18 protein-coding genes are annotated in these 23,107 nt (G+C 68.5%); 9 read left to right on the top strand and 9 right to left on the bottom strand.

The window, feature by feature from the left end; translation table 11 throughout:
* On the top strand, positions 1-770 hold a 770-nt coding region (locus VEG08_05340; GenBank protein HXZ27408.1), incomplete at its 5' end, for a polyprenyl synthetase family protein.
* An 80-nt stretch (positions 771-850) separates the two neighbouring features.
* A complete protein-coding gene (locus tag VEG08_05335; GenBank protein HXZ27407.1) occupies positions 851-3,121 on the top strand; it encodes a DUF5916 domain-containing protein in 2,271 nt (756 codons plus the stop codon).
* Positions 3,122-3,247: 126 nt separating this feature from the next.
* Here VEG08_05335 and VEG08_05330 read toward each other — a convergent pair whose 3' ends face one another.
* From VEG08_05330 to VEG08_05300, 7 genes are all read right to left on the bottom strand, one after another.
* Positions 3,248-3,730, bottom strand: a complete 483-nt coding sequence (locus VEG08_05330) for a hypothetical protein (protein HXZ27406.1) — start codon at positions 3,728-3,730, stop codon at positions 3,248-3,250.
* The gene (locus VEG08_05325; protein HXZ27405.1) at positions 3,727-5,154 is read right to left on the bottom strand and encodes a sigma-54 dependent transcriptional regulator; all 1,428 of its coding nucleotides are present in this window, start codon (positions 5,152-5,154) and stop codon (positions 3,727-3,729) included. The genes VEG08_05330 and VEG08_05325 overlap by 4 nt, the downstream gene beginning before the upstream one ends.
* Before the next feature lie 30 nt (positions 5,155-5,184).
* Positions 5,185-6,381, bottom strand: coding sequence for an ATP-binding protein (locus VEG08_05320; GenBank protein ID HXZ27404.1), 1,197 nt, complete (start codon positions 6,379-6,381; stop codon positions 5,185-5,187).
* Positions 6,382-6,643: 262 nt separating this feature from the next.
* Positions 6,644-7,531 (bottom strand): 2-dehydropantoate 2-reductase, encoded by an 888-nt coding sequence (locus VEG08_05315; GenBank protein ID HXZ27403.1) that lies wholly within the window; start codon positions 7,529-7,531, stop codon positions 6,644-6,646.
* 90 nt (positions 7,532-7,621) lie between these two features.
* Entirely contained in the window at positions 7,622-9,646 is a 2,025-nt protein-coding gene (locus VEG08_05310; GenBank protein ID HXZ27402.1) for a transcriptional regulator, read from the bottom strand.
* 150 nt (positions 9,647-9,796) lie between these two features.
* On the bottom strand, positions 9,797-12,073 hold the full coding sequence (locus VEG08_05305; GenBank protein HXZ27401.1) for an OmpA family protein: 2,277 nt from the start codon (positions 12,071-12,073) through the stop codon (positions 9,797-9,799).
* A 233-nt stretch (positions 12,074-12,306) separates the two neighbouring features.
* Positions 12,307-12,606, bottom strand: a complete 300-nt coding sequence (locus tag VEG08_05300; GenBank protein HXZ27400.1) for a hypothetical protein — start codon at positions 12,604-12,606, stop codon at positions 12,307-12,309.
* Between the two features lie 277 nt (positions 12,607-12,883).
* Between VEG08_05300 and VEG08_05295 the strand changes: the two genes are divergently transcribed.
* From VEG08_05295 to VEG08_05270, 6 genes are read left to right on the top strand one after another with little or no spacing between them, the layout of a single operon-like run.
* Positions 12,884-14,275, top strand: a complete 1,392-nt coding sequence (locus VEG08_05295; protein ID HXZ27399.1) for a sigma-54 dependent transcriptional regulator — start codon at positions 12,884-12,886, stop codon at positions 14,273-14,275.
* Between the two features lie 6 nt (positions 14,276-14,281).
* Positions 14,282-14,683, top strand: a complete 402-nt coding sequence (locus tag VEG08_05290) for an archease (GenBank protein ID HXZ27398.1) — start codon at positions 14,282-14,284, stop codon at positions 14,681-14,683.
* The gene (locus tag VEG08_05285) at positions 14,683-16,152 is read left to right on the top strand and encodes an RtcB family protein (GenBank protein HXZ27397.1); all 1,470 of its coding nucleotides are present in this window, start codon (positions 14,683-14,685) and stop codon (positions 16,150-16,152) included. Before VEG08_05290 ends, VEG08_05285 begins: the two co-directional genes overlap by 1 nt.
* Positions 16,153-16,172: 20 nt before the next feature.
* Complete coding sequence (locus VEG08_05280; protein HXZ27396.1) at positions 16,173-18,056, top strand: ATP-binding protein; 1,884 nt, start codon at positions 16,173-16,175, stop codon at positions 18,054-18,056.
* The gene (locus VEG08_05275; protein HXZ27395.1) at positions 18,053-18,652 is read left to right on the top strand and encodes a hypothetical protein; all 600 of its coding nucleotides are present in this window, start codon (positions 18,053-18,055) and stop codon (positions 18,650-18,652) included. Before VEG08_05280 ends, VEG08_05275 begins: the two co-directional genes overlap by 4 nt.
* Before the next feature lie 57 nt (positions 18,653-18,709).
* On the top strand, positions 18,710-19,735 hold the full coding sequence (locus VEG08_05270) for a DUF6709 family protein (GenBank protein HXZ27394.1): 1,026 nt from the start codon (positions 18,710-18,712) through the stop codon (positions 19,733-19,735).
* A gap of 22 nt (positions 19,736-19,757) precedes the next feature.
* Here the strand turns inward: VEG08_05270 and VEG08_05265 are convergent, their stop codons facing one another.
* Positions 19,758-20,879 (bottom strand): tetratricopeptide repeat protein, encoded by a 1,122-nt coding sequence (locus tag VEG08_05265; protein ID HXZ27393.1) that lies wholly within the window; start codon positions 20,877-20,879, stop codon positions 19,758-19,760.
* A gap of 69 nt (positions 20,880-20,948) precedes the next feature.
* Complete coding sequence (locus tag VEG08_05260; protein ID HXZ27392.1) at positions 20,949-21,647, bottom strand: hypothetical protein; 699 nt, start codon at positions 21,645-21,647, stop codon at positions 20,949-20,951.
* A gap of 128 nt (positions 21,648-21,775) precedes the next feature.
* Between VEG08_05260 and VEG08_05255 the strand changes: the two genes are divergently transcribed.
* Positions 21,776-23,032: an MFS transporter gene (locus tag VEG08_05255; GenBank protein HXZ27391.1), complete on the top strand. Its 1,257-nt coding sequence runs from the start codon at positions 21,776-21,778 to the stop codon at positions 23,030-23,032.
* Positions 23,033-23,107: the final 75 nt, after the last annotated feature.

Genomic DNA, 23,107 nt, shown 5'->3' with positions numbered 1-23,107 from the left:
CGCTGGGAGCGGTGGTGGAGATCATTCACACGGCGACGCTGGTGCACGACGACATTATTGACGAAGCCCGGACCCGGCGAGGACGTCCGGCAGCCAATACGCAGTGGGGCAACTCGAAGTGCGTGCTGGCGGGCGACTGGCTGTACATGCAGGCCTTCAAGATCGCGGTGGAGGAGCGCAACTTCCGCATCCTGGACGTGCTCATCGAGCTGACCCAGAAGATGGTGGAGGGCGAGCTGCTGCAGGTGGAGAAGCTGGGACAGATCATCACCGCGGAGGAGCATTTCGACCTGATCTTCCGCAAGACCGCCTGCCTGTTCTCGGTGTGCATGCGGCTGGGAGCGATCCTGGGGCGGGCGACGGAAGAGCAGGAGAACCGCCTGGCGCAGTACGGGCGCGACCTGGGCATGGCCTTCCAGATCGTGGACGACGTGCTCGACCTCACCGCCTCCGAGCAGGTGCTGGGCAAGCCCGTGGGCAGCGACCTGCGCGAGGGCAAGGCCACGCTGGCAGTGATCCATGCGCTGGAGCGCAGCACGCCGGAAGAGCGCGAAGCCGTCGAGACGGTGCTCCGCGAGGGCGCCTTCCGCAGCGTCACCCACCCGCAGGTGCTGGAGATCCTGAACCGCTACGAATCGGTGGAGGCGGCGCTGGCGCGCGCCAGCGAGTACGCCGAGGCGGCGCGCCTGGGGCTCTACGGCTTCCCCGAGTCGGAGATCAAGCGGGCGCTGCTGCTGATCCCGGATTACGTGGTGGCCAGGGAGAAGTAGCTCAAGCCGCGCTCTTTCCGAGCGGGCGGAATCGCGCCGGGCACCTCGCCGCAGAGCTGACCCCCGGTATAATCTCGGGCTTGCTGCGACACGTCCTCATCCCGCTGCTGCTGCTGGCCGCGCTCTGCCCTGCCCTGGGACAGACGCAGCAGGACGTCAGCAACGTGCCCACCAAGACCTGGGTGATCCACCGCATCGACAACCCCCACATCAAGGTGGACGGCAAGCTGGACGAGCCGGTGTGGCAGCAGGTCCAGCCTTTCGGCGACCTGGTGCAGACCGATCCCAACCTGGGCGCCCCGGTCAGCGAGAAGACCGAGGTGCGCATCTTCTTCGACGCCAACAACATTTACTTCGGCATCAAGTGCTACGACTCCGGGGCCAAGGGGATCATCCACCGGCTGGGGCCGCACGACGGGCGCACCGGCTCCGACAGCATCGACATCATGCTCGACACCTTCCACGACCGGCGCACCGCTTTCTACTTCAGCATCAACGACCTGGGCGTCCAGTTCGACGGACTGGAAGACGAGAGCCGGGGCGGGAGCGGCTTCGGCATCATCGACCCGAGCTGGGACGGCATCTGGTACAGCGCCGGCAAGGTGGAGGACTGGGGCTGGTCGATCGAGGTGGTCATTCCCTTCAAGTCCATCCGGGTGTCGCACGCGGGCACGCAGGTGTGGGGCTTCAACATCAACCGCACCATCCCGCGCAAGAACGAGAGCGCTTCCTGGCAGCCGGTGAGCCGCTACGACGGCATCATGAAGCCCTCCAAGGCGGGGCTGCTGGTGGGGCTGGAGGACGTGCACGTGGGCCGCAACCTGGAACTGATCCCCTACGGCAGCACCACCTACCGGCGGGTGAACTGGGCGCCACAGCTCAACGGCGTTTCCGGGGCCGGAGGCCTGGACGCGCGCTACGGTCTGGCCGGCAACCTCACCGCCAGCCTCGCCCTCAACCCCGACTTCGCCGAGACCGAGGCCGACGAGTTCACCAGCCAGATCTCCCGCTTCGAGATCTTCTTCCCGGAGAAGCGCAAGTTCTTCACCGAAGGCGCCAACTACTTCCAGACCCCGATGGACCTGTTCTTCTCGCGGCGGGTGGGAGCGCGGCTCCCCGACGGCGAGCCGCAGCGCATCTACGAAGGACTGAAGCTCACCGGACAGGCGCGCGGCTGGACCATCGGGGCGCTGGAGGCGTTGACCCAGCGCACCGAGTTCACCGATCCCAACACGGGCGCGGTCGAGACCGAGCCGGGAGCGTTCTTCGGAGTGCTGCGGCTGCAGCACGGCATCCTGCAAAAGTCGGCCCTCGGGTTCATCTCCGTGAACCGGCTGCAGCAAGACCCCATCGCGCGCGACGCCGCCGGCAACGTGCTCAGCGAGAGCGAGAGCACGCAGGCGGTGGACCTCAGCATCCGGCACGGCCAGCACGTCACCTGGGCCTCGCAGTTCATGATGAACTTCAACGCCCTGAACCCCGGCTTCGACGCCCAGCACCTGGGCTGGCAGTCCACGTTCACCTACGACTCGGAACAGTACTTTTTCCAGAGCGCGGGCAAGTTCCTGGGCAACAAGGTGAACGTCAGCAGCACCGGCTTCGAGCCGGAGGTGGACCGCTGGAGCGGAGAGATGACGGCGGAGTACAAGCCCTTCATCAACCGTTACGGTATCCGCCAGATCTTCGCCACCCTGGACTACGGCGAGGGCAACGGCACCCAGGGAGAGCTGGAGAGCTCCGGGGCCAGCGGCAACCTGGAGGTGCAGTTCAAGAACTTCTGGGACTTCGCGGCCGGCTACAGCTACGACCGCACCCGTTTCTTTTTTTTCACCCCGGACTTTGGGCGGGTGTGCACGGTCAACCTGGCCTGCACCCGGCTGTACCTGGACCCCAATTGGGCGCTGCAGCTCTCCACCAACCGGACGCGGCGGTGGTACCTCCTCTTCCAGTACGCGCACGGCAAGATGACCCAGTTCAACGAGAACTTCCACGGCTTCTTCCACCAGTACACCGCCGGCCTGACGGCGTTGGTGGGCAGCCATCTGAACTGGGACGCCACCGCCATCTACATCAGCGAGTACCAGGACGGCGGCCGGCCCTTCCAGGACCGGCGCTTCCTGATCTCGCGCACCACCTACCAGTTCACCCCCAAGCTGCGGGCGCGGGTGCTGGCCCAGTACGAGAGCGACATCCACGGCCACAACCTGAGCGTGAATTCGCTGGTGGCCTACGACTTCACGGCGCGCAGCGCGCTCTTCCTCGGCTACAACCACCAGCGGCACGTGCCCCTGCAGCCCTCCGACCTGGGAAACGAGGTGTTTGTGAAGCTGTCGTACCTGTTCTCGTTCTAGGGGAGCCGTCGGCCGTCGGCCCTCGGCTGTCGGTCAAGAACAAAGCTCACCCCAAAGGGCACAAAGGGCACACGAAGGACACAGAGCGGGGTCCTGTCGTTGGTCGTTGGCTTTGGCCGTCGGCGGCTAGCGCTGCAGGCGGGAGCGCATCTGCTCGGCGGCCTCGGCGAGGGAGCGCAGTTTAACCTCGAGGGCCGGGGGCAAGGAGGGCGTGGCCAGGGCGAGCTGCGAGGAGAGCAGGATGCCGGTGACCGAGCTGTTGAGTTCGTTGCGCAGCATGGTGGCGGCGGCCTTCATGGCCAGGCGCTGCTCGCGCTCGCGGCGGTAGAGGGCGGCGCGCACGCTGCGCACCACGCGCTCGCGCCCGCTGATGGCCAGGTTCACGATCACCGGGATGGCGGTCCCGGCGCGCTGCAGCAGCAGCTCGCCGCCGGCGGGATCCAGGTCCCAGAAGGACTGGTCCACCACCACGGCCGAGAAATCGCCGGCGCGCAGGGCGGCGGTGGCGCGGCGGAAGTCGGCGGCCACGCGCACGCGCTCCCCGGTGGCGCGCTGCATGGCGGCGGCGCATTCGTTGGCGGACTTGTTGTTGGCGATGAGCAGGATCATGGCCGCCCTCCCGCCTCGCCCGGCTCCTCCCGCGCGGCGTATTCCTTCAGCTTGCGATAGAGCGTGGTTTTGCCGATGCCCAGCAGCCGGGCGGCCAGCAGCTTGTCGCCGTGCACCTGCTCGATGGTCGAGAGGATGGCCTGTTTTTCCAATTCGGCGATGGGAACCACGCGCGGGGTCCCGGGCCCGGCGAGCGGACGCACCCGCGAGTCCTGCAGGTTGGTGGGCAGGTCGGCCAGGTGGATGAGAGGGCCGGAACTCATAGCACTGGCGCGCTCCAGGCAGTTCTCCAATTCGCGCACGTTGCCCGGCCAGTCGTAGTTCATGAACACCTTGAGGGCGTCGTCGCTGAGGGTGCGCTCCACGCCGTCCACCCGCGTCAGCCGCTCCAGGAAGTGCCCCACCAGCAAGGGGATGTCCGGCTTGCGCTCGCGCAGGGGCGGAATGCGCAGAGCCAGCACGTTGAGGCGGAAGTAAAGGTCCTTGCGGAAGGAGCCCTGCTCCACCAGGGTATCGAGTTCGCGGTTGGTGGCGGCCAGGATGCGTACCTGGATGGGGACGCGGCGGGTGCTGCCCACCGGCCGGATCTCCTTCTCCTGGATGGCGCGCAGCAGCTTGGCCTGCAAGTCCACGGGGAGTTCGGCGACCTCGTCCAGGAAGACGGTGCCGCCGTTGGCGATGGCCAGCAGACCTTCCTTGGAGCGGGCGGCGCCGGTGAAGGCGCCACGCACGTAGCCGAAGAGCTCGCTCTCGATCAGGGTGGGGACCAGGGAGCCGCAGTCCACCGGGATGAAAGGGCGGTCGCGGTTGGGTCCGGAGAAGTGGATGGAGCGGGCCACCAGCTCCTTGCCGGTGCCGCTCTCTCCCAGGATGAGCACGGGGTGGGAGCTGGAGGCAGCCTTGGCGATGATGCGGTAGATCTTCTCCATCTCCGGGGAGCGGCCGATGAGGTTGCCGAAGCCCTGCTTGGAGCGCACCTTCTCGCGCAGCAGGCGGTTCTCGCCGGCCAGCTTGATATGGCGGGCGGCGCGCTCCAGCAGGGCGCGCAACTCCTCCACGTTGAAAGGCTTGGTGACGTAGTCGCAGGCGCCGTTCTTCATGGCCGTGACCGCCGACTGCACGGTGGCGAAGCCGGTGATGACGATGACCTCAGCCTGGGGACGGCGGCGGCGCACCTGCTGCAAGACCTCGAGGCCGTGAGCGCCGGGGAGCTTCAGGTCGAGCAGCACCACGTCGATGCTGCGCGCGTCCAGAAGGCGATAGGCGTGGGCGGCGTCCTCGGCGACGCAGGTCTGGAAGCCCAGCGCCTGCCCAACCTCGCGGCAACCTTCGCGGACGGCGCGGTCGTCGTCGACGATCAGCAGGTTCAGCAGATCGGTACGCAAAACCTCGGCGGTGGCGGGCATGGTCGCTACCAATCCCATTGTAGCCCTCCCTTCGGGGGAGTCCACCCCTCAAGCGCTTTTCTTGCCGGGCCGGCGCCGGCCCGCGAGCAGGCGGCGCACCTGGCGCGCCAGGCGGGCCGCGTCGAAGGGCTTGGCGAAGGTGAGCGGGCGCGCCAGCGGGCACCCCGCCACGACCTCGCCGTAGCCGGAGATGTAGAGCACGGGGGTGCCGGCGTGGCTGGAGTCCATCCGCCAGGCCAGCTCCCGCCCGTTCAGGCCGGGCAAGACTACGTCGGTGAGCACCAGGTCGATGGCGCCGGGGTGCTGCGCGGCCAGGCGCAGCGCCTGGGGGCCGTCGGCGGCTTCCAGCACGCGATAGCCGTAGGCCGCCAGGCCGGCCGCCAGGGCGCGCCGCACCACCTCCGCATCCTCCACCAGCAAGATGGTCTCAGAGCCGCCCGCGACCGCGGCCTCTTCCGCTTCCGGCTCCGCCCGGGCGGAGGACGAAGCCGGGGCCACCGGCAGCAGCAGGTAGACGGTGGTTCCCTGCCCGGGCTCGCTCTCCAGCCAGACGCTACCGCGGTTCTGCTGCACCAGGCCGTAGACGGCGGGCAGGCCCAGGCCGCTGCCCCGCCCCGGCGGCTTGGTGGTGAAGTAAGGCTCGAACAGGTGGCGGCGGGCGAGTGCGTCCACCCCCGAACCGGTGTCGGCGACCGCCAGGCGCACGCAGGGACCGGGCTCCAGGCCGGGATGCCGGAGGGCCTGCTCGGCGGCGATTTCGTGGTGCGAGGTGGCCAGGGTCAGGCAGCCGCCCGAGGGCATGGCGTCGCGGGCGTTCAGCACCAGGTTGAGGATGACCTGGCGCAACTGCGCGGGATCGACGCGCACCCGGGCGGGCCGGGAGGCGGGCTGGTGACGCAACCGGATGTGCTCCCCGATCAGGTGCTGCAGCATCTCCGCCAGGCCGGCGATCATCCGGTCCAGGTCCACCACCTGCGGCTGCGCAGGCTGGCGGCGGGAGAGCCGGGAGAGTTGCTCCACCAGCAACGCCCCCTGCTCGGCGGCCAGGCGGATCTCCTGGGCCGAGGGGCGCGCCGGATGTTCGGGGGGAAGCCGCTCCAGGAGCAGCCCGGCATGGATCTGGATGGCGGTCAGCAGGTTGTTGAACTCGTGGGCTACGCCGCCGGCCAGGCGTCCCAAGTCCGCCAGTTGAGACCGGGTGGGACCACCGGGCGGCGCGGCGCGCGCTGGGCTGGGAGCGGGCATGGCCGTGGATGCAACCTCCGCTGTTTCCAGAGCAATCCGGCTTCCGCGCGTGGGAATCCTTCCAACTGCTTCCCGGAGCGGGAGTTGCACAGAACGAGGTTGGGAAAGTTCTGGGCCAGTGTTCCCATAATGGAACGACCGGGGCTCGCAACCAGAGCCGCGGCTGGCGTAATGGGCTGGACGGTCAAGGCGTTAGACGAGATTCCTTGGTTTTCCCAATGTGGGAAGGACCGGGAATGCGGAGGCCAACCCGCAGGAAGCTCTAGCGCGGCTGCGCCATCCGTTGGCGCACGGCGGCGACCAGTTCCTGGGTGGCCGTAGCGGCGAGGCCGTGGGCCTGGGCGCCGCGCAGGATGGGACCCGCGATGGCGTCCAGCTCGGGCGTCCGGCCCGCCTCCACGTCCTTCTGCATGGAAGCGCGCATGCCGGGCGGCAGCCCGGCGATGCCGGCGATCACGGCGGCGGCATCCACCGAGGCGCCCGCGGCGGCGGCCACCGCGCAGGCCTCGCGCACGCTGGCCTCCAGCCGCGCCCGGGCGGCAGGATCGGCCACCACCAGGTCGATGGGAAGGGCGGTCGCGGTGCAGGAGAGGGCGATGGGCGCCAGGAACACGAGCTTGCTCCACAGCAGCGTGCTCTCGCTCTCCACGAACCTGCACTCGAAGCCGAAGCGGCGGAGGTGCTCGAGCGAGGCCTCCAGGCGAGGACGCCCGCTCGCCGCCACGTTCAGGCGCGCGAAGGGAGAGCGGTGGACGATCCTCCCGGGGGCGACGCGCTCGCTCTCGACGGCGATGGTGGCGGGCACGACGCGTTCATCCCCGAAGCGGCGGCGCAGGCGCGCCACGTGCTCCACACCGTTGAGCAGTGGCACCACGGAGCCGATCTGGGCTTGCCCAGGAACGCTCTCCAGGGCGGCCTCGAGCTGGGTCGCCTTCACGGCGATCCACAGAAGATCGAGCGGGCGGGTGACGGCGGCACTTACGGAGACCGGGACGGAGAAATCCCCCCAGCGGCTCTCCAGGGAGAGCACGCGCGGATAGACGTCCACCGCCTGGGGGCGGACGATGAGGGTGACCGAATCGCCGGCCCGGGCCAGCACCGCGGCGATCAGGCCGCCCACGCCGCCCGCGCCCAGAATGCCATGCTGCATGCGCGACAAGGTATCACGGGGCCGCGTGAGGGAGCGAGCCGCGGGGTCGCCAGGCCTTCCCGGACTCCGGCGCCACCCGTGGGCAGCCGCTTACTGCGGCCGGCGGTTGCCGGCGCCGGCAGGGGCAGAGGCGGTGGATTCCGCCTCTCCTCCCAGGGGTTCGGCGACGATGCCGTCGAAGGTGGTGGTGGCGAAGAGGCGCCCGCCGGCCGAGGTCAGACCGCGCAGGGGCAAGCCGGAGGCGGCCAGCCGCCAACTGCGCCCGGCGTCGTTGCTCTCGTAAAGGCCGACACTGGCGGTGGCGAGCAGGCGCTTGCCATCGTCCTGGCTGAAGATCGAGGTGACGTGGCGGGCGGGGAGGCCGTTCATCACGTGCTCCCAGGTCTCACCGTTGTCGCGGCTGACCAGGGCGCCTTCGCGGGTGGCCGCCCACAGCATCCCGCCGGCATCCAGGCTCACGCCATAGACCGCGGTGACGTAGGCGGGCAGGGCGGCGGGAAACCACTGCGTGCCCCCATCCAGGGAGACGACCACGGACTTGGGGGTGGCGGCCGCGACCATCGGCCCGCGGGCGCGCAGGGAGACGAAGTCGAGATTGCCCAGCACGGGGCCGCCGCGCCAGGTGCGCCCGGCGTCGGTGGAAACGAAGACGCCGGCGGAGGTGGCGGCCAGCCAGCGGCCGGGGGTGACCGTCAGTTGGGCCACGCGAGCGCGCAGCTCCGAGGTCTCGGTGACGCGTCGCGGGGGCGCGGGCTTGGCGCCCTTGCGGGTCCAGCGCGCCGGCACCAGCTTCTCCGTGATCAGGGTGTTGGCGGGCCGCCACTGCGGGTCGCGCCGGCCGCGCACGAAGACGCCGTGGTTGGTGCCGGCCAGCAGGGTGCCGTCTTCGGCCTGCTGCAGGCTGAAGACGTCGCTGCCGTCCAGCCCGGCGCTCATCTGCGTCCAGTGCCGCCCGGTGTCGCGGGAGACGAAGACCCCGCCGAACTCCTTGTCGTTGACCAGCCCGGCATAGAGGGTGCTGACATCCTCGCGGTCCACCAGCACCGCGCTCACCTGGCGGTGGGCGAAGCCGCGGTTGGAGGCGGCGAAGCTGAGGCTGGCGTCGTTGGAGACCATCACCCCGCTGCGGTCGGTGGCCACCAGCACATGGTCGGAGTTGCGCGGGTCCACCAGCACGTCGTTCAGGATGATGTTGGGCGGGGTCATGCGCTTCCAGGTCTTGCCCGCGTCGCCCGTCTTCCACAGGCCTTCGGTGGTGCCGGCATAGACGACCTCGGGATGGTTGGGGTCCTGCTTGAGCATGCGGGTGCGGCGGGCGGAGAAGGGCATGCCCTGGATCTTGTGGAAGAGTTCGGCGGCGCTCTCGCTCTTGTAGATGCCGGAGCAGGCGCTCAGGTAGACGACGCTGGGATCGTGCGGATCGACGATGATGGAGAAGACGTCGGAGTCGTCGATGAGGCCCTTCTTGATGCTGTGCCAGGTCTTGCCCGCGTCCTCGGTCTTCCAGGGCAGGTGCCAGGTGCCGGCATAGACGATGTCGGGGTTCCTGGGATCGATGGCCACCGACTCGATGTTCTTGATCTCGGCGTGGTGCTCGGGGGAGATGCGCTCCCAGGTATCGCCGGCGTCGCGGCTGCGGAAGACGCCGTCGAGCGCGCCCGCCACCAGGGTGCGGGGGTCGGAGGCGGCCAGGGCCAGGGCGCGCACCGACTTGCCGTGCAGGCCGGGCAGGGTCTCCCAGGTCTTGCCGCCGTCGCGGCTGCGGAAGACGTCGCCGCCCGCGTTCTCCACGCTCCAGGCGGAGACGTAGAGGGTGCTGGAGTCGGCGGGATCGATCAGGATGTGGTCGAGAACGTAGTCGAAGCGCTCGCCCAGGTGGGTGAAGCGCGACCAGGAGGCGCCGCCGTCGGTGGAGAGGAACATCTGCCCGGCGCTGGTGCCCAGGTAGATGCGGTCGGGGTTCTGAGGGTCGTAGGCGAGACTGCGGACGTCGCCGCCGTCGGGACCCAGCGGGACCCAGGGAGTGGCGGCGTAGAGGGCCGCGGGCAGCAGGAAGAGCAGCACCGCCAGCAGGAGCTTACCGCCGCGGAAGTCGGAGTTCGCCGGAAACGACATAAATCCCCTTCGAGCTCGGCCGGATGCGATCGTGTCGCCACAGAATGCCTGACACCAGGTTCCCGCGGCAAGTTACTGAAGACTCAAAAAGTATAGGCCGGTCGGGCTGGTCCCGACCGGCCAGAGTTTACTTTCTTGACTCCCCAAGGGTTACTGGGTCTTCTTCGGGGCCTTCTTCTTGCCCATGCCGTAGGCGCCGGGGGTGGCCTTCTGGGTCACCACCTCAGTGCCTTCCTGGGTGAAGCTGGCGCCCGCGGGAACGATCCAATTCTCAACCATGCGACCGCTGGCCCCATCCACACGGGTCTCCAGCCGTCCGGGATCGATCCCCTTCTCCTTGACCAGGTACTCCTTGGTGTTGGCAGCGCGCTGGGCGGCCAGGTTGCGCGCCGCCTTCGCGTTCTTGCCTTCCTTCTCGTCGTAAGAGCCCACGATCACTCCCTTGGCCTCGGCGTCGCGCTGCAGGGCCAGAGCGTAGTCGTCGAGCTTGGCCTTGCACTCGTTGTCCACGCGCGCCGGCTTGGCCTTGGGCTTGAACTCGCAGTCATTCACCTTGGAGGCCTGGGGCGGCGCCGGCGCGACCTCGACGTTCACCGTCGCCGAACCCGGCGAGGACAGGCCGCGGTTGTCGGTGCAGGTGGCGCTCACGGTCACCGGTCCTGCTCCCACTCCCGCCGTATCCAGGGTGGCGCTGCCGTCGCTGCCGCTCACGCGGCCTGCGCTGGCGGACCAGTTGCCGATACTGGTGGTGACCGCCGGCTGGTACTCCGGCCCGCTGTCCGGCGTCGAGCACGAGCAGGTGATGGTGGAGGGAGTGCCCGATTGCACCGTCGCCGGATTGGCCGAGCAGGAGATCTCGGGCGGGTGCTTGGGGCGCTCCTTGATGGCGAAGGTGGCGTCGCAATCGGCGGTAGCCTTGGAACTCTTGGGATCGCTGACGTGCACGTGGGTGGTGTAGCTGCCCGGATTCAGGCCCTTGGTGTCCACGTTGGCAGTGGCCCCGGTGCCGCTGATCGCGCCCCCGGTCGAGGTCCAGTTGTAGTTCAGGGTGTGGTTAGGATTGAAGCCGCTGGGGCTGGCGCTGGCCTGCACCGGCTCGCCCGCGTATACCTCGGTGGGCGACACCGAGCAGGAGGCGCTGGTGGGCACTGACGGCCCACCCCCGAAGCGGTAGAAGACGCCGGCGGTGATGGCCACCTGGTGCATGGCCCCGGAGCCGGAGAAGGTGCGGAAGTTGGTGAAGGGGAAGGCCGACAGGGTGGAGACGCCGACCGCGGGGTTATTGCAGTCCTGGATGTCAGGGGTCACGCCAAAAGCGGCGCAAAACCCACCCGCCCCTACCTGCACTTCCGAGCCGTTGGCGTCCAGCAGGGTGCTGATGCTGTTGGGACTGATGTAATCGCGCAGGTCCGCGCGGATGCCCCAGCGCGGCGTCACGTAGTACTTGAGCCCCGCGCCGATGATGCCCACGAAGGAACGATCGTCGACGGTGGTGTGCACCCGCACCAGGTCGATGGCATTGTAGGTCTGGCCGCCGAAGGTGTACTGGTAATCGCCCGCCAGGGTGATGAAGGGAGTGTCTCCCGTGTTCCCTAGCAGGCCCACGCCCACCGTGAAGTAGGGGATCCACTTGCCCGAGGTCAGGGCGTTGATGTTCACGGCCCCGGTCAGCATGTAGTTGTGGCCCACATCGGTGTGAACGCCGACCGTCGAGCTGGACGATTCAGCGGTGCAGCCCGGGCCGCAGATGAGTGGAGAGTTGGCCGCCAGGAAGAAGGTCTGCCAACTGTCGCTGGTGGCCTGGACATTCAACAGGGCTCCGGGGGTGTAGCCCAGCGAACCCAGGCTGTAGTCGAAGGTGCCTTCCAGGTTGACCCGCGGACTGAACTCATAGCTGAGGCGGCCGCCGAAGATGCCGCCATTGCGCCGCTTCACCACCGAGTTGGTGAGCACGGGGTCGAGGGGGGTGACGCCCGTGGTCAGGTTCGGATTACCCAGCGCGGTCACGAACTGGTTGGTGAGCAGCGCGCCATCGCCAAAGTAGAACGAAGGAACCTGACGCGTGTCCGAGAACCCGAGAAAGGTGGTAAAGGTCAGCCCCGGGTTGGGCAGGTTGGAGCTGCCGGAGGTGGGGGTGTTGGCTAACATCCCTCCGCCGTGGAACTCCACCTCCCAGCGCTTGTCCCAGTCAGGACCTTCGTCGGAAGCGCCCGCCGGCGCCGGCTTGGGCTTGGGAGTGGCAAAGGCGGGAGCGGCCGGATGGTAGGGCGGCGGCGCCTGGCTGGACGAAGACGACGTGGCGGCCGTAGCCGAGGGCGCGGCCGGGGGCGTGTCCTGGGCCAGCGCCGGCAGGCTCACCAGCGCCACCAGGACCACCATCACGCTCAAAAAAAAGAACAAGGCTCGGGGACTCAGAGAAGGCTTCATTCTGTCCTCCTGGGATGTGGCGGCCCATTCTCCAGCACGGGCCAAGGGAAGTCCAGAGGCTTTTGCTGCCGAAACCTGCGCACCACGTGACATCCAGCCTCCAGGGCTATCAGTACGGATAAAGGATGTGGAATGCGGGGCCGGGAAAGGCAGCCGGGGGGCTGAAAAGGGCCGCTCCGGCCGACCCGAGATTGTACCCTAAGCCGGCCGGAGCGCAAGGGAATTACTTAGATCTACTGGCTGACCACGCGCAACACCATCTGGGTACCACTGTCGAGGTGGACGTTCTTGCCGCTCGAGGCCACTACCGCCCCCTGGGTGGCACTGGAGGCGGCCGATTGCAGGGTCAGGCCGGGAAGCCCCACGACCCCGCTGCTGGAGGCCAGCAGATGCCCGGAGACGTCGGTGGCCGCCATAGCGCCGGAACGACCGACGTTGCCGGCAACGTTACCCGCGGCGCCCGCGGTGGCGCCCACCGTGGACCCCGCCGCATTGCCCGCCACCCCGGTGGTGGTGCCCACCGTCTGGCCCACGCCGCCCGCGACGCCACCAATGGTCGTGGTGGCGGCGGGGTCGCAGAGTGGCGGTGAAAAAGCACTATGACCGCCTGGCGGGAGACAGATGCAAGGCTGCACCCAGGGGCTTGCGGCAGCACCTAGCTCGCCTGGAAGCGGTTGATTACTAAAGTCTTACGACCATTTCCGTTTGAGCGTAGGTCCTGATTTTGAGGAGACGGGCGCATGCCAAGCATGTAAGAATTGCACAGGTACCTGGGAGGTTTCCTCCCGGGGCAGCGGCAGCGAGGGAGTCATGACACCGGAAAGAGTACTGATCGTGGAGGACGAGGAGAACGAGCGCAGCGGGCTGGCCGAGCTGGTGTCGGCGTGGGGCTATCGCGCCGAAACCGCGAAGGACGGCGTCGAAGGCCTGGAGAAGGTGGCGGGCTGGTCGCCGGGCATCGTGATCACCGATCTGAAGATGCCGCGCATGGACGGGCTGGAGCTGCTGGAACGCATCTCCGCCCAGCCGCAGGCCGTGGCGGTGATCCTGCTCACCGCGCAAGGCACCATCGACGTGGCCGTGGAGGCCATGAAGAGCGGCGCCTATGACTTCATCCAGAAGCCCATCGACCCGACCCGGCTGCGCACCATCTTGAACAATGCGGCGCGCCAGCGCGGCACGGAGCGGGAGCTGGAAGTCACGCGGCGCAAGCTGCGCGACACCGGCGTGCTGGGCTCGCTGGTGGGCTCCTCCAAGAAGATGCAGGAGACCTTCCGGCTGGTGGAGCAGGTGGCGCCTTCCACGGCGTCGGTGCTGATCACGGGCGAGAGCGGCACGGGCAAGGAGCTGGTGGCGCGCACCATCCACGAGATGAGCCCGCGCAAGGGGCGGCCGTTCGTGGCCATCAACTGCTCCGCCATTCCCGAAACCCTGATCGAGAGCGAGATCTTCGGACACGAGAAGGGCGCCTTCACGGGGGCCCTGGAGCGGCGCGCCGGCTGCTTCGAGCTGGCCGAGGAAGGGACGCTGCTGTTGGACGAAATCGGGGAGATGCCGGTGGCCACCCAGGCCAAGCTGCTGCGCGTGCTCGAGGACCACAAGCTGCGGCGCCTGGGCAGCAAGCTGGAGACCCCGGTGGACGTGCGCGTGCTCGCCGCCACCAACAAGGTGGCGGAAGAGGCGGTGGCCCGGGGCGAGCTGCGCCAGGACCTCTACTACCGGCTCAACGTCTTTCACATCGCCATGCCGCCGCTGCGCGAGCACAAAGAGGACCTGGCCGAACTGGTGCCGGCCCTGCTGGCCGAGGTCAACAGCAAGCACGGACGCAAGGTGGGCCTGGTGAGCGACGCGGTGATGTCGCTGTTCCAGGACTACTCCTGGCCGGGGAACGTGCGGGAATTGCGCAACACCCTGGAGCGGGCGGTGATCGTCTGCCAGTCTCCGGAGATCGAGCCCAAGCACCTGCCGCCGGGCTTCGGGCAGGGTCTGCCGCGCCCCGCGGTGGAAGAGCCCAACGCGGTGCGCCTGGGCGTGGGCACCACCGTGGACGAGGCGGAGAGGCTGCTCATCCTGAAGACGCTGGAGTTCACCAACAACAACAAGACCCGGGCCGCCGAGATCCTGGGCATCAGCCTGAAGACGCTGCACAACAAGCTGAAGGAGTACAACGCCAGCGCGGTGGCCGTCGACGCGCCTCAGTAGCCGGTCATGAAGGCCTTCGAAGAGATCGAGCACACGGCCGACCTGGCCTTCTGCGCCTACGGGCGCGATCCCGCCGAACTGTTCGCCAACGCCGCCCGCGGCATGTTCACGCTCCAGGGCGGCGGCCTGCCGCCCCCGCGGCAGGAACGCCGGGTCGAGGTCGAAGGAGTGGATCGCGAGACCCTGCTGGTGAACTGGCTCAACGAGCTTCTCTACCTGCAAGAACGCCATGGGGAGGTGTACAGTGAGTTCGAGATGGAGGAACTCTCCGCAACGCGCCTGAGCGCGCGCGTGCGCGGCGGAACCCAGGCGCAAGTGCGCCGGCGCATCAAGGCGGTCACCTTCCACGACCTGCGGGTGCAACCGGCGGCGGAGGGCTGGCAGGCCACCCTGGTGCTGGACGTGTGATGCAGAAGACCCAGACCATCGCGAGCAAGCATGACTTCCAGCAGGTGGCCCGCAACGTGTGGGAGCTGCCGCGCGAATTCCGCGAGGACATGCGGGTGCCGGCGCGCCTCTACGCCGACGAGTCGCTGCTGGAGGACGCGCTGGCCGACCGCTCCATCGAGCAACTGGTCAACACCGCCACCCTGCCCGGCATCGTCAAGTACGCCATCGCCATGCCCGACATCCACCAGGGCTATGGCTTTCCCATCGGAGGGGTGGTGGCCACCCGCGTCCCCGAGGGCGTGATCTCCCCCGGCGGCGTGGGCTACGACATCAACTGCGGGGTGCGGGTGCTGGCCTCCACGCTCTCCGTCGAAGAGGTGCGGCCGCACCTGGACGGCCTGCTCACCGTGCTCTACCGCAACTGTCCCAGCGGGGTGGGCGTGAGTGGCGGCTTCCGGCTGAGCCACGAAGATCTCGACCAGGTCTTGCGCGAGGGCGCGCGCTGGGCCCTGCGCCAGGGCTATGCACGCCCCCAGGACCTGGAGCGCACCGAGGAGGGTGGGTGCATGGCGGGCGCCGACCCGGAGCAGGTCTCGCCGCGCGCCAAAGAGCGGGGGCGGCCGCAAGTGGGGACCCTGGGTGCGGGCAACCATTTCATCGAGGTGGACCGCATCGCGGCCATCTACGACGGCGAGGCCGCCGAGCGCCTGGGGCTGTTTCCGGAGCAGGTGGTGGTGCAGATCCACTGCGGCTCGCGCGGGCTGGGCCACCAGGTCTGCGAGGATTACGTGAGCCGGCTGCAGGGCACGGTGCGGGAGCACGGCATCGAGCTGCCCGACCGCGAACTGGTGTGCGCGCCCCTGGACTCGCCGGAAGGCGAGCGCTACCTGGCGGCCATGGCCTGCGCCGCCAACTTCGCTTTCGCCAATCGCCAGGTGCTCACATTCCAGATCCGGCGCTCCATGGAAGAGGCGCTGGCCGGGCGGGTGGAGAGCTTCGACCTCCACCAGGTCTACGATATCGCCCACAACATGGCCAAGATGGAAGAGCACCAGGTGGGCGGCCAGAGCATGAAGGTGTGCGTGCACCGCAAGGGAGCGACGCGCGCCTTCGGGCCAGGCTCGCCGGTGCTACCCGACTCCCTGCGCGACCTGGGCCAGCCCGTGTTGGTGCCGGGCTCGATGGGGACGGCCTCCTACATCCTGCTGGGGACGGAGCGCTCGATGGAGCAAACCTTCGGCTCCACCTGCCACGGGGCGGGCCGGGTGATGAGCCGCGCCCGGGCCAAGAAGCAGGTGCGCGGGGAGCGCCTGCGCGAGGAGCTGGAGGCGCGCGGCATCGGGGTGCGGGCCGGCTCCCTGAGCGGGCTGGCGGAAGAGGCTCCCGTCGCCTACAAGGACGTGGCCCGGGTGGTCGAGGTGGTACACCGCGCGGGCATCGGCAAGAAGGTGGCGCGCCTGGAGCCCATCGGAGTCCTCAAAGGCTAGGAGAGGTCCGGATCTCACGCATGCACCCACGACTGCGCCTGAAGACGAAGCTGGTGCTGGCCATCAGCGGGATGGTGGTGGTGCTGGTGGCCGGGCTGGCCTCCGTCTACGTCTCGCAGATCGTGCGTCACGACGTGCACGATACCTACCAGGGCGCGGGCTTCCTGGCCAACGAGGTGCTGGATGCGGCCCAGGAAGCTCTGCAGGCCGATCTGGACAGCACCCGCGTGGACACCCGCGATCCCCAGCAGGTGCGCGCCGCCATCGAGGAAGTACTGCAGACCGACCCCGGGCTGAACACGCTGCTGCAGTCCATCGTCGGCTATTCGCCCACCATCTACGACGTCATGATCACCGACACGCGCGGGCGGGTGCTGCTGCACACCAATCGCGACCAGATCGGCAAGGTGCTGCCGGAGCGCGAGGATTTCGCGGAGGTGGAGCGGGGAAGCCTGCGACGGCAACTGGAGGCGGTCTTCGGCAAGCCCCGTGTCTACGAGCGCCGGCTGCCGGTGAAGCGCAACGGGGAGCCCTTCGGCAGCATCCGCGTGGGCATCTCCACCGTCTTCCTGAGGAGCCAGCTGCAGCCCAAGCTGAAGAGCGCGCTGCTGTTCTCGGGGGTGGCGGTGCTGCTCTCGCTGCTGCTGGCGGCGCTGCTCTCCAACGCGGCGTTGCGGCCGCTGGAGGACATCAGCCGGCGGCTGGATCTGGCCAGCGCCGGGCAGTTGCAGGCGGGCACGCCCGAGCCTGCGCGCGACGACGAAGTGGGCGCGGTCACCACCAAGATCGACCTGCTGGGACGGCAGATCCGCGACGCCCGCGAGGTCTTCTCCACCTTGAAGGAGAACCTCGACCAGATTATGGCCAACCTGCAGGACGGCATCCTGCTGTTCACCCGCGACGCGCGCGCCGTGCTGGTGAGCGCCTCGGTGGAGCGGTTCCTGGGTAAGCCGCGGGCAGAGATGCTGGGGGCGGAGATCTGGGAGATCTTCGCCCAGCACTCGCCGTTGGGCAGCCTGGTGCTCGACGCCTACAGCCTGCGCCAGCCTCTGGTACGCCACGAGGTGCAGGCGGAAGAGGGGCGGCGCCCGCAGGTCTCGCTGGATTTCATCGAGGAGCGCGGGGAGCGCATCGGGACGCTGCTCACCCTGCATGACGCCGAGTCCGTGCAGCGGATCGAGGACGAGATCGAACTCTCGCAGCGGCTCTCAGCCATCGGCCGCCTCACCTCGGGGGTGGCCCACGAGGTCAAGAACCCCATCAACGCCATCGTGCTGCACCTGGAGGTGCTGCGGCAGAAGCTGCAGCAGACCGACCCCGACACCCGCCGCCACATGGAGGTCATCGGCAAGGAGATCCAGCGCCTCGACCGCGTGGTGCAAACGCTGGTGGACTTCACCCGCCCGGTGGAGCTGCGCCTGGCCGAGACCGACCTGCGCCGCCTGGTGGAGGAAGTGGGAGTGCTGGCCGCTCCCGACGCCGAGCGCCAGGGCGTGCGCATCGTGCGCGAGCTGCCCCGCCAGCCCCTGCGCGTCAAGGTGGATGCCGACCTGGTGAAGCAGGCGCTGCTCAACGTGGTGCTCAACGGGGTGCAGGCCATGCCCCAGGGCGGCGCGCTCACCCTGGGCGCCACCCGCGTCGGGCCGGGCCTGGAGATCTACGTCTGCGACCAGGGCCCGGGCATCCCTCCCGACCTGCGCGACAAGGTCTTCAACCTGTACTTCACCACCAAGCCGGCGGGCAGCGGCATCGGCCTGGCCATGACCTACCGGGTGATGCAGTTGCACAACGGCTCGGTGGAGTTCGAGTCTTATTCCCGCCAGGGCACGGTCTTCCGCCTGCGCTTCCCTGCCCTGGAAGCGGAAGGACGGGCGCCGCAGGAGGTGGCGGCGCGCACCGGATGAGCATCCTGAGAGCCAGGCCGCGAGCGGGGATCCTGCTGCTGGCAGGGGTGGGAGTGCTGTGGCTGGCAGGATGCCACAAGAAGAAGGCATCCGCGGTGCCGCCGCAGGCGCAGGCGCCCACCCTCGCCCAGCCGGCGCCGGCGCCGCCCGCAGTCCCCACCAACAGCACTCATCCGGAGATCAAGCCGGCGACTCCACCGCCGACCCCGGCGACCCCGCCGCGGTCCAAGAACCATCATCCGGCACGAAAGCCCGCGGCCCCGGCACCGGCAACTCCTCCAGCGGCCGCGGACGTGCCTGCCAAGACGACGGTGCCGGAGGGCAGCGCTCCCTCCACCAGCAGCCAACTCACGCCCAGCCTCACCCCGGAAGAGGCGGAGCGCACCCGGCAGAGCACGGTGCAGTTGCTGGCGGCCACGGAGGCCAACCTGCAGAACCTGGCGCAGCCCCTCAGCCGCGAGGAGCAGGCCACGGTCGATGAGATCCGCAGCTACCTGGCGCAGGCGCGCGCCGCCTTGGCCGAGGGCGACCTGCTCCGCGCCTACAACCTGGCGGGCAAGGCGCACCTGCTCAGCAACGCTCTCCCTAAGAAGTAGGATTCCGCCCTCCTCCCTCCTGCGGTAACGTTCTCCCTGCCCCGCCCGAGGTGCCTGATGGAAGACGGCTACATCGCACAGCAGATCCGGCGCTGCAACCGCAACTCCCTGGCGTTCTTCGCGGTCACCATGGCGGTCCTGTTGCTGGCGACCGCCGCGAGCTGGCGCTATCTCTACAACTTCTTCCGCGGGCCGTTCCCCACCGATCCTTTCCAGTTGCTCACGGTGAACGATCCCGGCACCCTGAGGCAGTACTTCGTGACCATCCCGGCCGGCGAGCCCATCAACACCGGCGGCTCCGAAGAGGAGGACGGGCAGACGAAAGCCCGGTTTGTGGCGGTGGTGGTTGGGCATCGCTTCCTGCTGGTGAAGGCGCCGCTCAACGAACAGAAGAAGTTCACCGGCGAACTGACCACCATCCCGGAGGAGGTGCGCAGCAAGATCGTGGCGCCCAGCGAGGCCAGCCAGGAGGGCCTGCAAGGATCGTTCCTGCCGGTCATGCTCGATGCCAGCGACAGCTTCCGCACCGCCGGCTTTGTGGGCCTTGGCTTCGGCCTGCTGTTGGCCGTGATCGCGGCCATGATCCTGCGCACCGGCTATTCCTCGGACCCCGCCCGCCACCCCATAGCCCTTCGCCTGCAGACGCTGGGCCCCGGAATGGACCTGGCCGCCAACATCGACCAGGAGATGAACTCGGGACAAGCGCTGAAGTTCGGGTCGTCGGCCGTCCTCACGCCCTCCTGGCTGCTGGGTCCCGGCACCTTCTCGCTGAAGCTGCTGCGCCTGCAGGACCTGGTCTGGTTCTACAAGAAGGTCACGCAGCACCGGGTGAACTTCGTGCCCACCGGCAAGACCTACTCGGTCGTACTCTGGGACCGAAGCAAGACCACCTTCCTGATCGAGATGGGGCGCAACCAGACCGCCGGCGACGCCCTGCTGCAGGAGCTGGTACGGCGGGCGCCCTGGGCCATCGCCGGCTACGGCGCCGACCTGCAAAAGCTCTGGGTGAAGGACTACCGCCAAGTGGTGGCCGCGGTGGAGGAGCGCAAGGCGCGCGCCAAAGGAGTGGGCAGCCCTTCTTAGCTCCGGAGGCGGGGACGCGGTCCTACTTCCCCATCTTCTCCTTCACCTGCTCCAGCAGGACGCGCGCGGGCTGCTGCACCGGACCGGGAATGGCGGCAGCCTTGGTGAGCACGGCGCGCGCCTCGGCGTAGCGCCGCAGCATGGCGTAGGCGTTGCCCAGGCGGTAGAGCACGGGAGCGCAGGCGTCGGGGTTGCTCTCCAGCAGGTCGGCGGCCTTCTTCAGGTCCACGGCCGCCTGGGCGGTCTTGCGCTCCTTCATCAGGGCGTAGCCCATGGCGGAGTAGGCCAGGCCGGCGGAGAGCTTGTGCGGCTGATCGGCGGCGGGATCGTCGGGCTTGGCCAGCGTCACTGCTTTCTGGCCGTACTCCATCACCTTGTCCAGGTGCGCGTTCTTGGGGTCCTCGGAGTAGGCGCTGGCCAGCAGCGCCAGGGTGGTGAAGTTGTCCGGGTCGGAGGCCACCAACTTCTCCCCGAAGTCGTAGAGCTTGTCCCAGTTGCCCTCCTGCTGGAGGGCGTAGAGGGCCAACTGGGAGAGCGCCGGCTTGTAGGCCGACTTGGGGAAGGCGGCGTTGAAGCGCTCGATCTCGTCCAGGCGCAGCTTGGCGTCGCTCTCGGCGGAGATGGCGGCGTAGGCGGAGTTCTCCAGAAAGTCGTAGGAGTTCTTGTTGGCGGCGCGGGCTTCCTCGGAGTGGCGGGCGAAGTCCTCGTCGCTCATGCCCGCGGGTTTGGCCTCCTTGCCGATGCCCAGGTAGGCGGTGCCGCCTTGCACGGCGCTGTCCACCGCCTTGGCGTTCTGCTTGAGCTGCACGGCGGCCTGCACCCGCAGCACCAGCAGATCGAGGTTGTCGGGCTGGGCGGCCACCGCCTGGTCCAGGTAGGTGAGCGCCTGGGCGGCGTCACCGGCCGCCGTCGCCTGTTGCGCCAGCTGGGAACAGGCATAGGCCACGGCGTTGGGATTGGAGGCGAAGTCCTTGGCCATCTGTTGCAGCAGCGCGGTCTTTTTCTGCGCGTCGGCCTCCGCGGTGATGGCCTGGATGGCCTTGTCCTCGGGCGTTCCCGCCGGGATCAGGATGGAGGTGACCTGGGCGTGGAGCAGCGGCTGCAGGACAAGCAGCAGGAACAGCACGCAGCAGCGGATCCTCATAAGTGCCTCCGCAGAATGGGACGACGAGGGCATGCTAGCGCCGATGCGCGGCGGATGCAACGCGGGGAACTACTTGGGAGACGGCGTCGGGGTCGGAGGCGGTTCGGGCGAGACTGCCGTCGCGCGCACGGCGAAGCCGGCGCGTACCAGGATCAGGCGGGGCAGCGAGCCGTCGCGGCGGCGGTAGGGCGCCAGGTCCTCCAGGGTCTCGGCGTGGAGGAAGAGGCGCAGGAAGGCGGCGCCGGGAGCGTCGTCCAGTTCGTAGAGGTCGCCGGGCACGAAGCGCGATTGGGCGGCCAGCAGGAGCTGGCGCTCGCGCCGCAGATCCTCGCGCAGCGCCGGGTCGAGCACGATGGCGTAATAGACGTCCCACTCCCCGCTCTGGCCCTCCGGGGAAAGGGCGTTGACGACGAGGTTGTGGTCGTAGTCTTCCCAGCCCTCGGCGTGGTGCTGGCGGCCGGGGCAGACCAGGTAGAGGTTAAGGCGCTTGTCGCGGGGCTTGGGATCGGAGACACGCTCGCCGAAGTCCCAGGGCCCCACCAACGCAGCACGCCCGAGGTCGGCGGCGGGCGTCACGGTGAGATCGACGCTCTTGCCCTCGAAGGAAGCCGAGGTCACCGGCAGGCGCGGCGAGGCGGGGCCGGGAACGGAGGCGAGACGGGCCGTCGGGTGCGGCCTCTGCCCGGCCGCGGCCAGCGCCAGGAAGACCAGCGCGGCCCAGCCCGCGGTCTGCCCTACGCGTCTCCAAGGAAGGCGCAGCGGGATCACCCCCGGGGGAGCACCTGAGGTGGATTATACGGTCGAAGCTCCCGCGGCGGCCGCCCGGTTTTCCACACCAAAGTGTCTGTCCCACAGGGTAGCGCAATTCCTCTTCCGCAGTTACAGTGGGAGGACTGATGAAAAGCATCCTGCGGCAGCCCGGGCTGCGCTTCATCTTCGGCGCCAACGTGATCTCCATGCTGGGCAGCGGCATGAACTCCGCCGCGGTGACCTGGTACATCCTCCAGGCCACCCACTCGGAAACCGCCCTGGGCCTGCTGGTGGTGCTGCAGACCATCCCCGCCATGTTGATGCTGCCCTTCACCGGCGTGATTATCGACAGGCAGGACCGGCGCTATCTGGTGATGATGCTGGACGCGGCCCGCGCCCTGGTCATCGTGACCGTGGCGGTGCTGGTGCTGCGCCACCAGGCGCAGCTCTGGATGCTCTACCTGATGAACATCCTGGTGGCGGCCGGCTTCTGGATGTTCTGGCCCACCATCACGGCGCTCATCCAGGAACTGACCCCGGAGGCGCAGTTCGTCCACGCCAACACCTTCCTGCTGGCGGGGGTGCAGGGCGGCTGGCTGATGGCAGGCGCGCTGGTGGGCTTCGTCTACAACCATATCGGGCTGGGCGGGGTGCTGCTCATCGACTGCGCCACCTACGTGGTCTCGTTCCTCTGTTACTTCGCCGTGCGCAAGGGCAAGCAAGTAGTCCAGAGGCCGCACGAGATCACCGCCGAATTGAAGGACGCGGAGGGCGCCTTCCAGCGCTACTGGCTGGAACTGCACGAAGGCCTGCGCTACCTGCGCTCCAAGCCCTACGTGGTGCTGCTGGGGACGAGCTGGGCACTCTTCCTGGGCGCCATGCTCACCCAGGGCGTGCTGACCGCGCCGCTGAGCGACCTCGTCTTCCACGGCGGCGCGGTGGGCTACGGCTGGCTCAATGGAGGCTGGGGTGTGGGCGCCTTCCTGAGCGCCTGGTATGCGCCGGCGGTGATCCGCGCGCTGAAGGCGCGCCCAGCTCTGGGCCTCTCCATGGGACTGCTGGCCGCCAGCCTCTTCCTGCTGCCCTACTCGCGCTGGCTGGCACTCGCGGTGGGCGTCTACGGGCTGATGGGGACAGCCCGCGGCATCGCCGGCATCTCCATCTCCACCACCATGATGGAACTCGTGCCCAAGCACTTCATGGGGCGGGTGCAGAATACCTTCTACTTCTTCGGCACCTTCATCCAGGTGGTGATGGGGCTGGTGGTGGGGGTGGCCTCGCAGCACATCGGACTGGGCCTGGGCTTCGCCCTGGTGGGCGGGTTGTACTTCATCGCCTGCCTGACCGCGGTGTGGCCGGTGTCGCATCCGGCGGCGGCAGCGGAGACGGAAGCGGTGGGCTAGCTCTCCCTCGCAAGACAGCCACGCGCACCCCCTGCTATCCTTTCCCGTCTCACAATCCCCAGCCTGAAGGAAGGA

It is taken from the genome of Terriglobales bacterium, from assembly GCA_035624475.1.
Taxonomy (GTDB): domain Bacteria; phylum Acidobacteriota; class Terriglobia; order Terriglobales; family Acidobacteriaceae; genus DASPRL01.
The sequence above is the reverse complement of the archived record's forward strand: the minus strand, read 5'-3'. Positions and strand labels throughout refer to the sequence as shown.

Bases quoted from the DNA above. Each gene is read 5' to 3' on its own strand.
- VEG08_05330 (HXZ27406.1), bottom strand. From the start codon at position 3,730: ATGATCCTGCTCATCGCCAACAACAAGTCCGCCAACGAATGCGCCGCC.
- VEG08_05325 (HXZ27405.1), bottom strand. From the start codon at position 5,154: ATGGGATTGGTAGCGACCATGCCCGCCACCGCCGAGGTTTTGCGTACC.
- VEG08_05320 (HXZ27404.1), bottom strand. From the start codon at position 6,381: ATGCCCGCTCCCAGCCCAGCGCGCGCCGCGCCGCCCGGTGGTCCCACC.
- VEG08_05315 (HXZ27403.1), bottom strand. From the start codon at position 7,531: ATGCAGCATGGCATTCTGGGCGCGGGCGGCGTGGGCGGCCTGATCGCC.
- VEG08_05310 (HXZ27402.1), bottom strand. From the start codon at position 9,646: ATGTCGTTTCCGGCGAACTCCGACTTCCGCGGCGGTAAGCTCCTGCTG.
- VEG08_05305 (HXZ27401.1), bottom strand. From the start codon at position 12,073: ATGAAGCCTTCTCTGAGTCCCCGAGCCTTGTTCTTTTTTTTGAGCGTG.
- VEG08_05295 (HXZ27399.1), top strand. From the start codon at position 12,884: ATGACACCGGAAAGAGTACTGATCGTGGAGGACGAGGAGAACGAGCGC.
- VEG08_05290 (HXZ27398.1), top strand. From the start codon at position 14,282: ATGAAGGCCTTCGAAGAGATCGAGCACACGGCCGACCTGGCCTTCTGC.
- VEG08_05285 (HXZ27397.1), top strand. From the start codon at position 14,683: ATGCAGAAGACCCAGACCATCGCGAGCAAGCATGACTTCCAGCAGGTG.
- VEG08_05280 (HXZ27396.1), top strand. From the start codon at position 16,173: ATGCACCCACGACTGCGCCTGAAGACGAAGCTGGTGCTGGCCATCAGC.
- VEG08_05275 (HXZ27395.1), top strand. From the start codon at position 18,053: ATGAGCATCCTGAGAGCCAGGCCGCGAGCGGGGATCCTGCTGCTGGCA.
- VEG08_05270 (HXZ27394.1), top strand. From the start codon at position 18,710: ATGGAAGACGGCTACATCGCACAGCAGATCCGGCGCTGCAACCGCAAC.
- VEG08_05265 (HXZ27393.1), bottom strand. From the start codon at position 20,879: ATGAGGATCCGCTGCTGCGTGCTGTTCCTGCTGCTTGTCCTGCAGCCG.
- VEG08_05255 (HXZ27391.1), top strand. From the start codon at position 21,776: ATGAAAAGCATCCTGCGGCAGCCCGGGCTGCGCTTCATCTTCGGCGCC.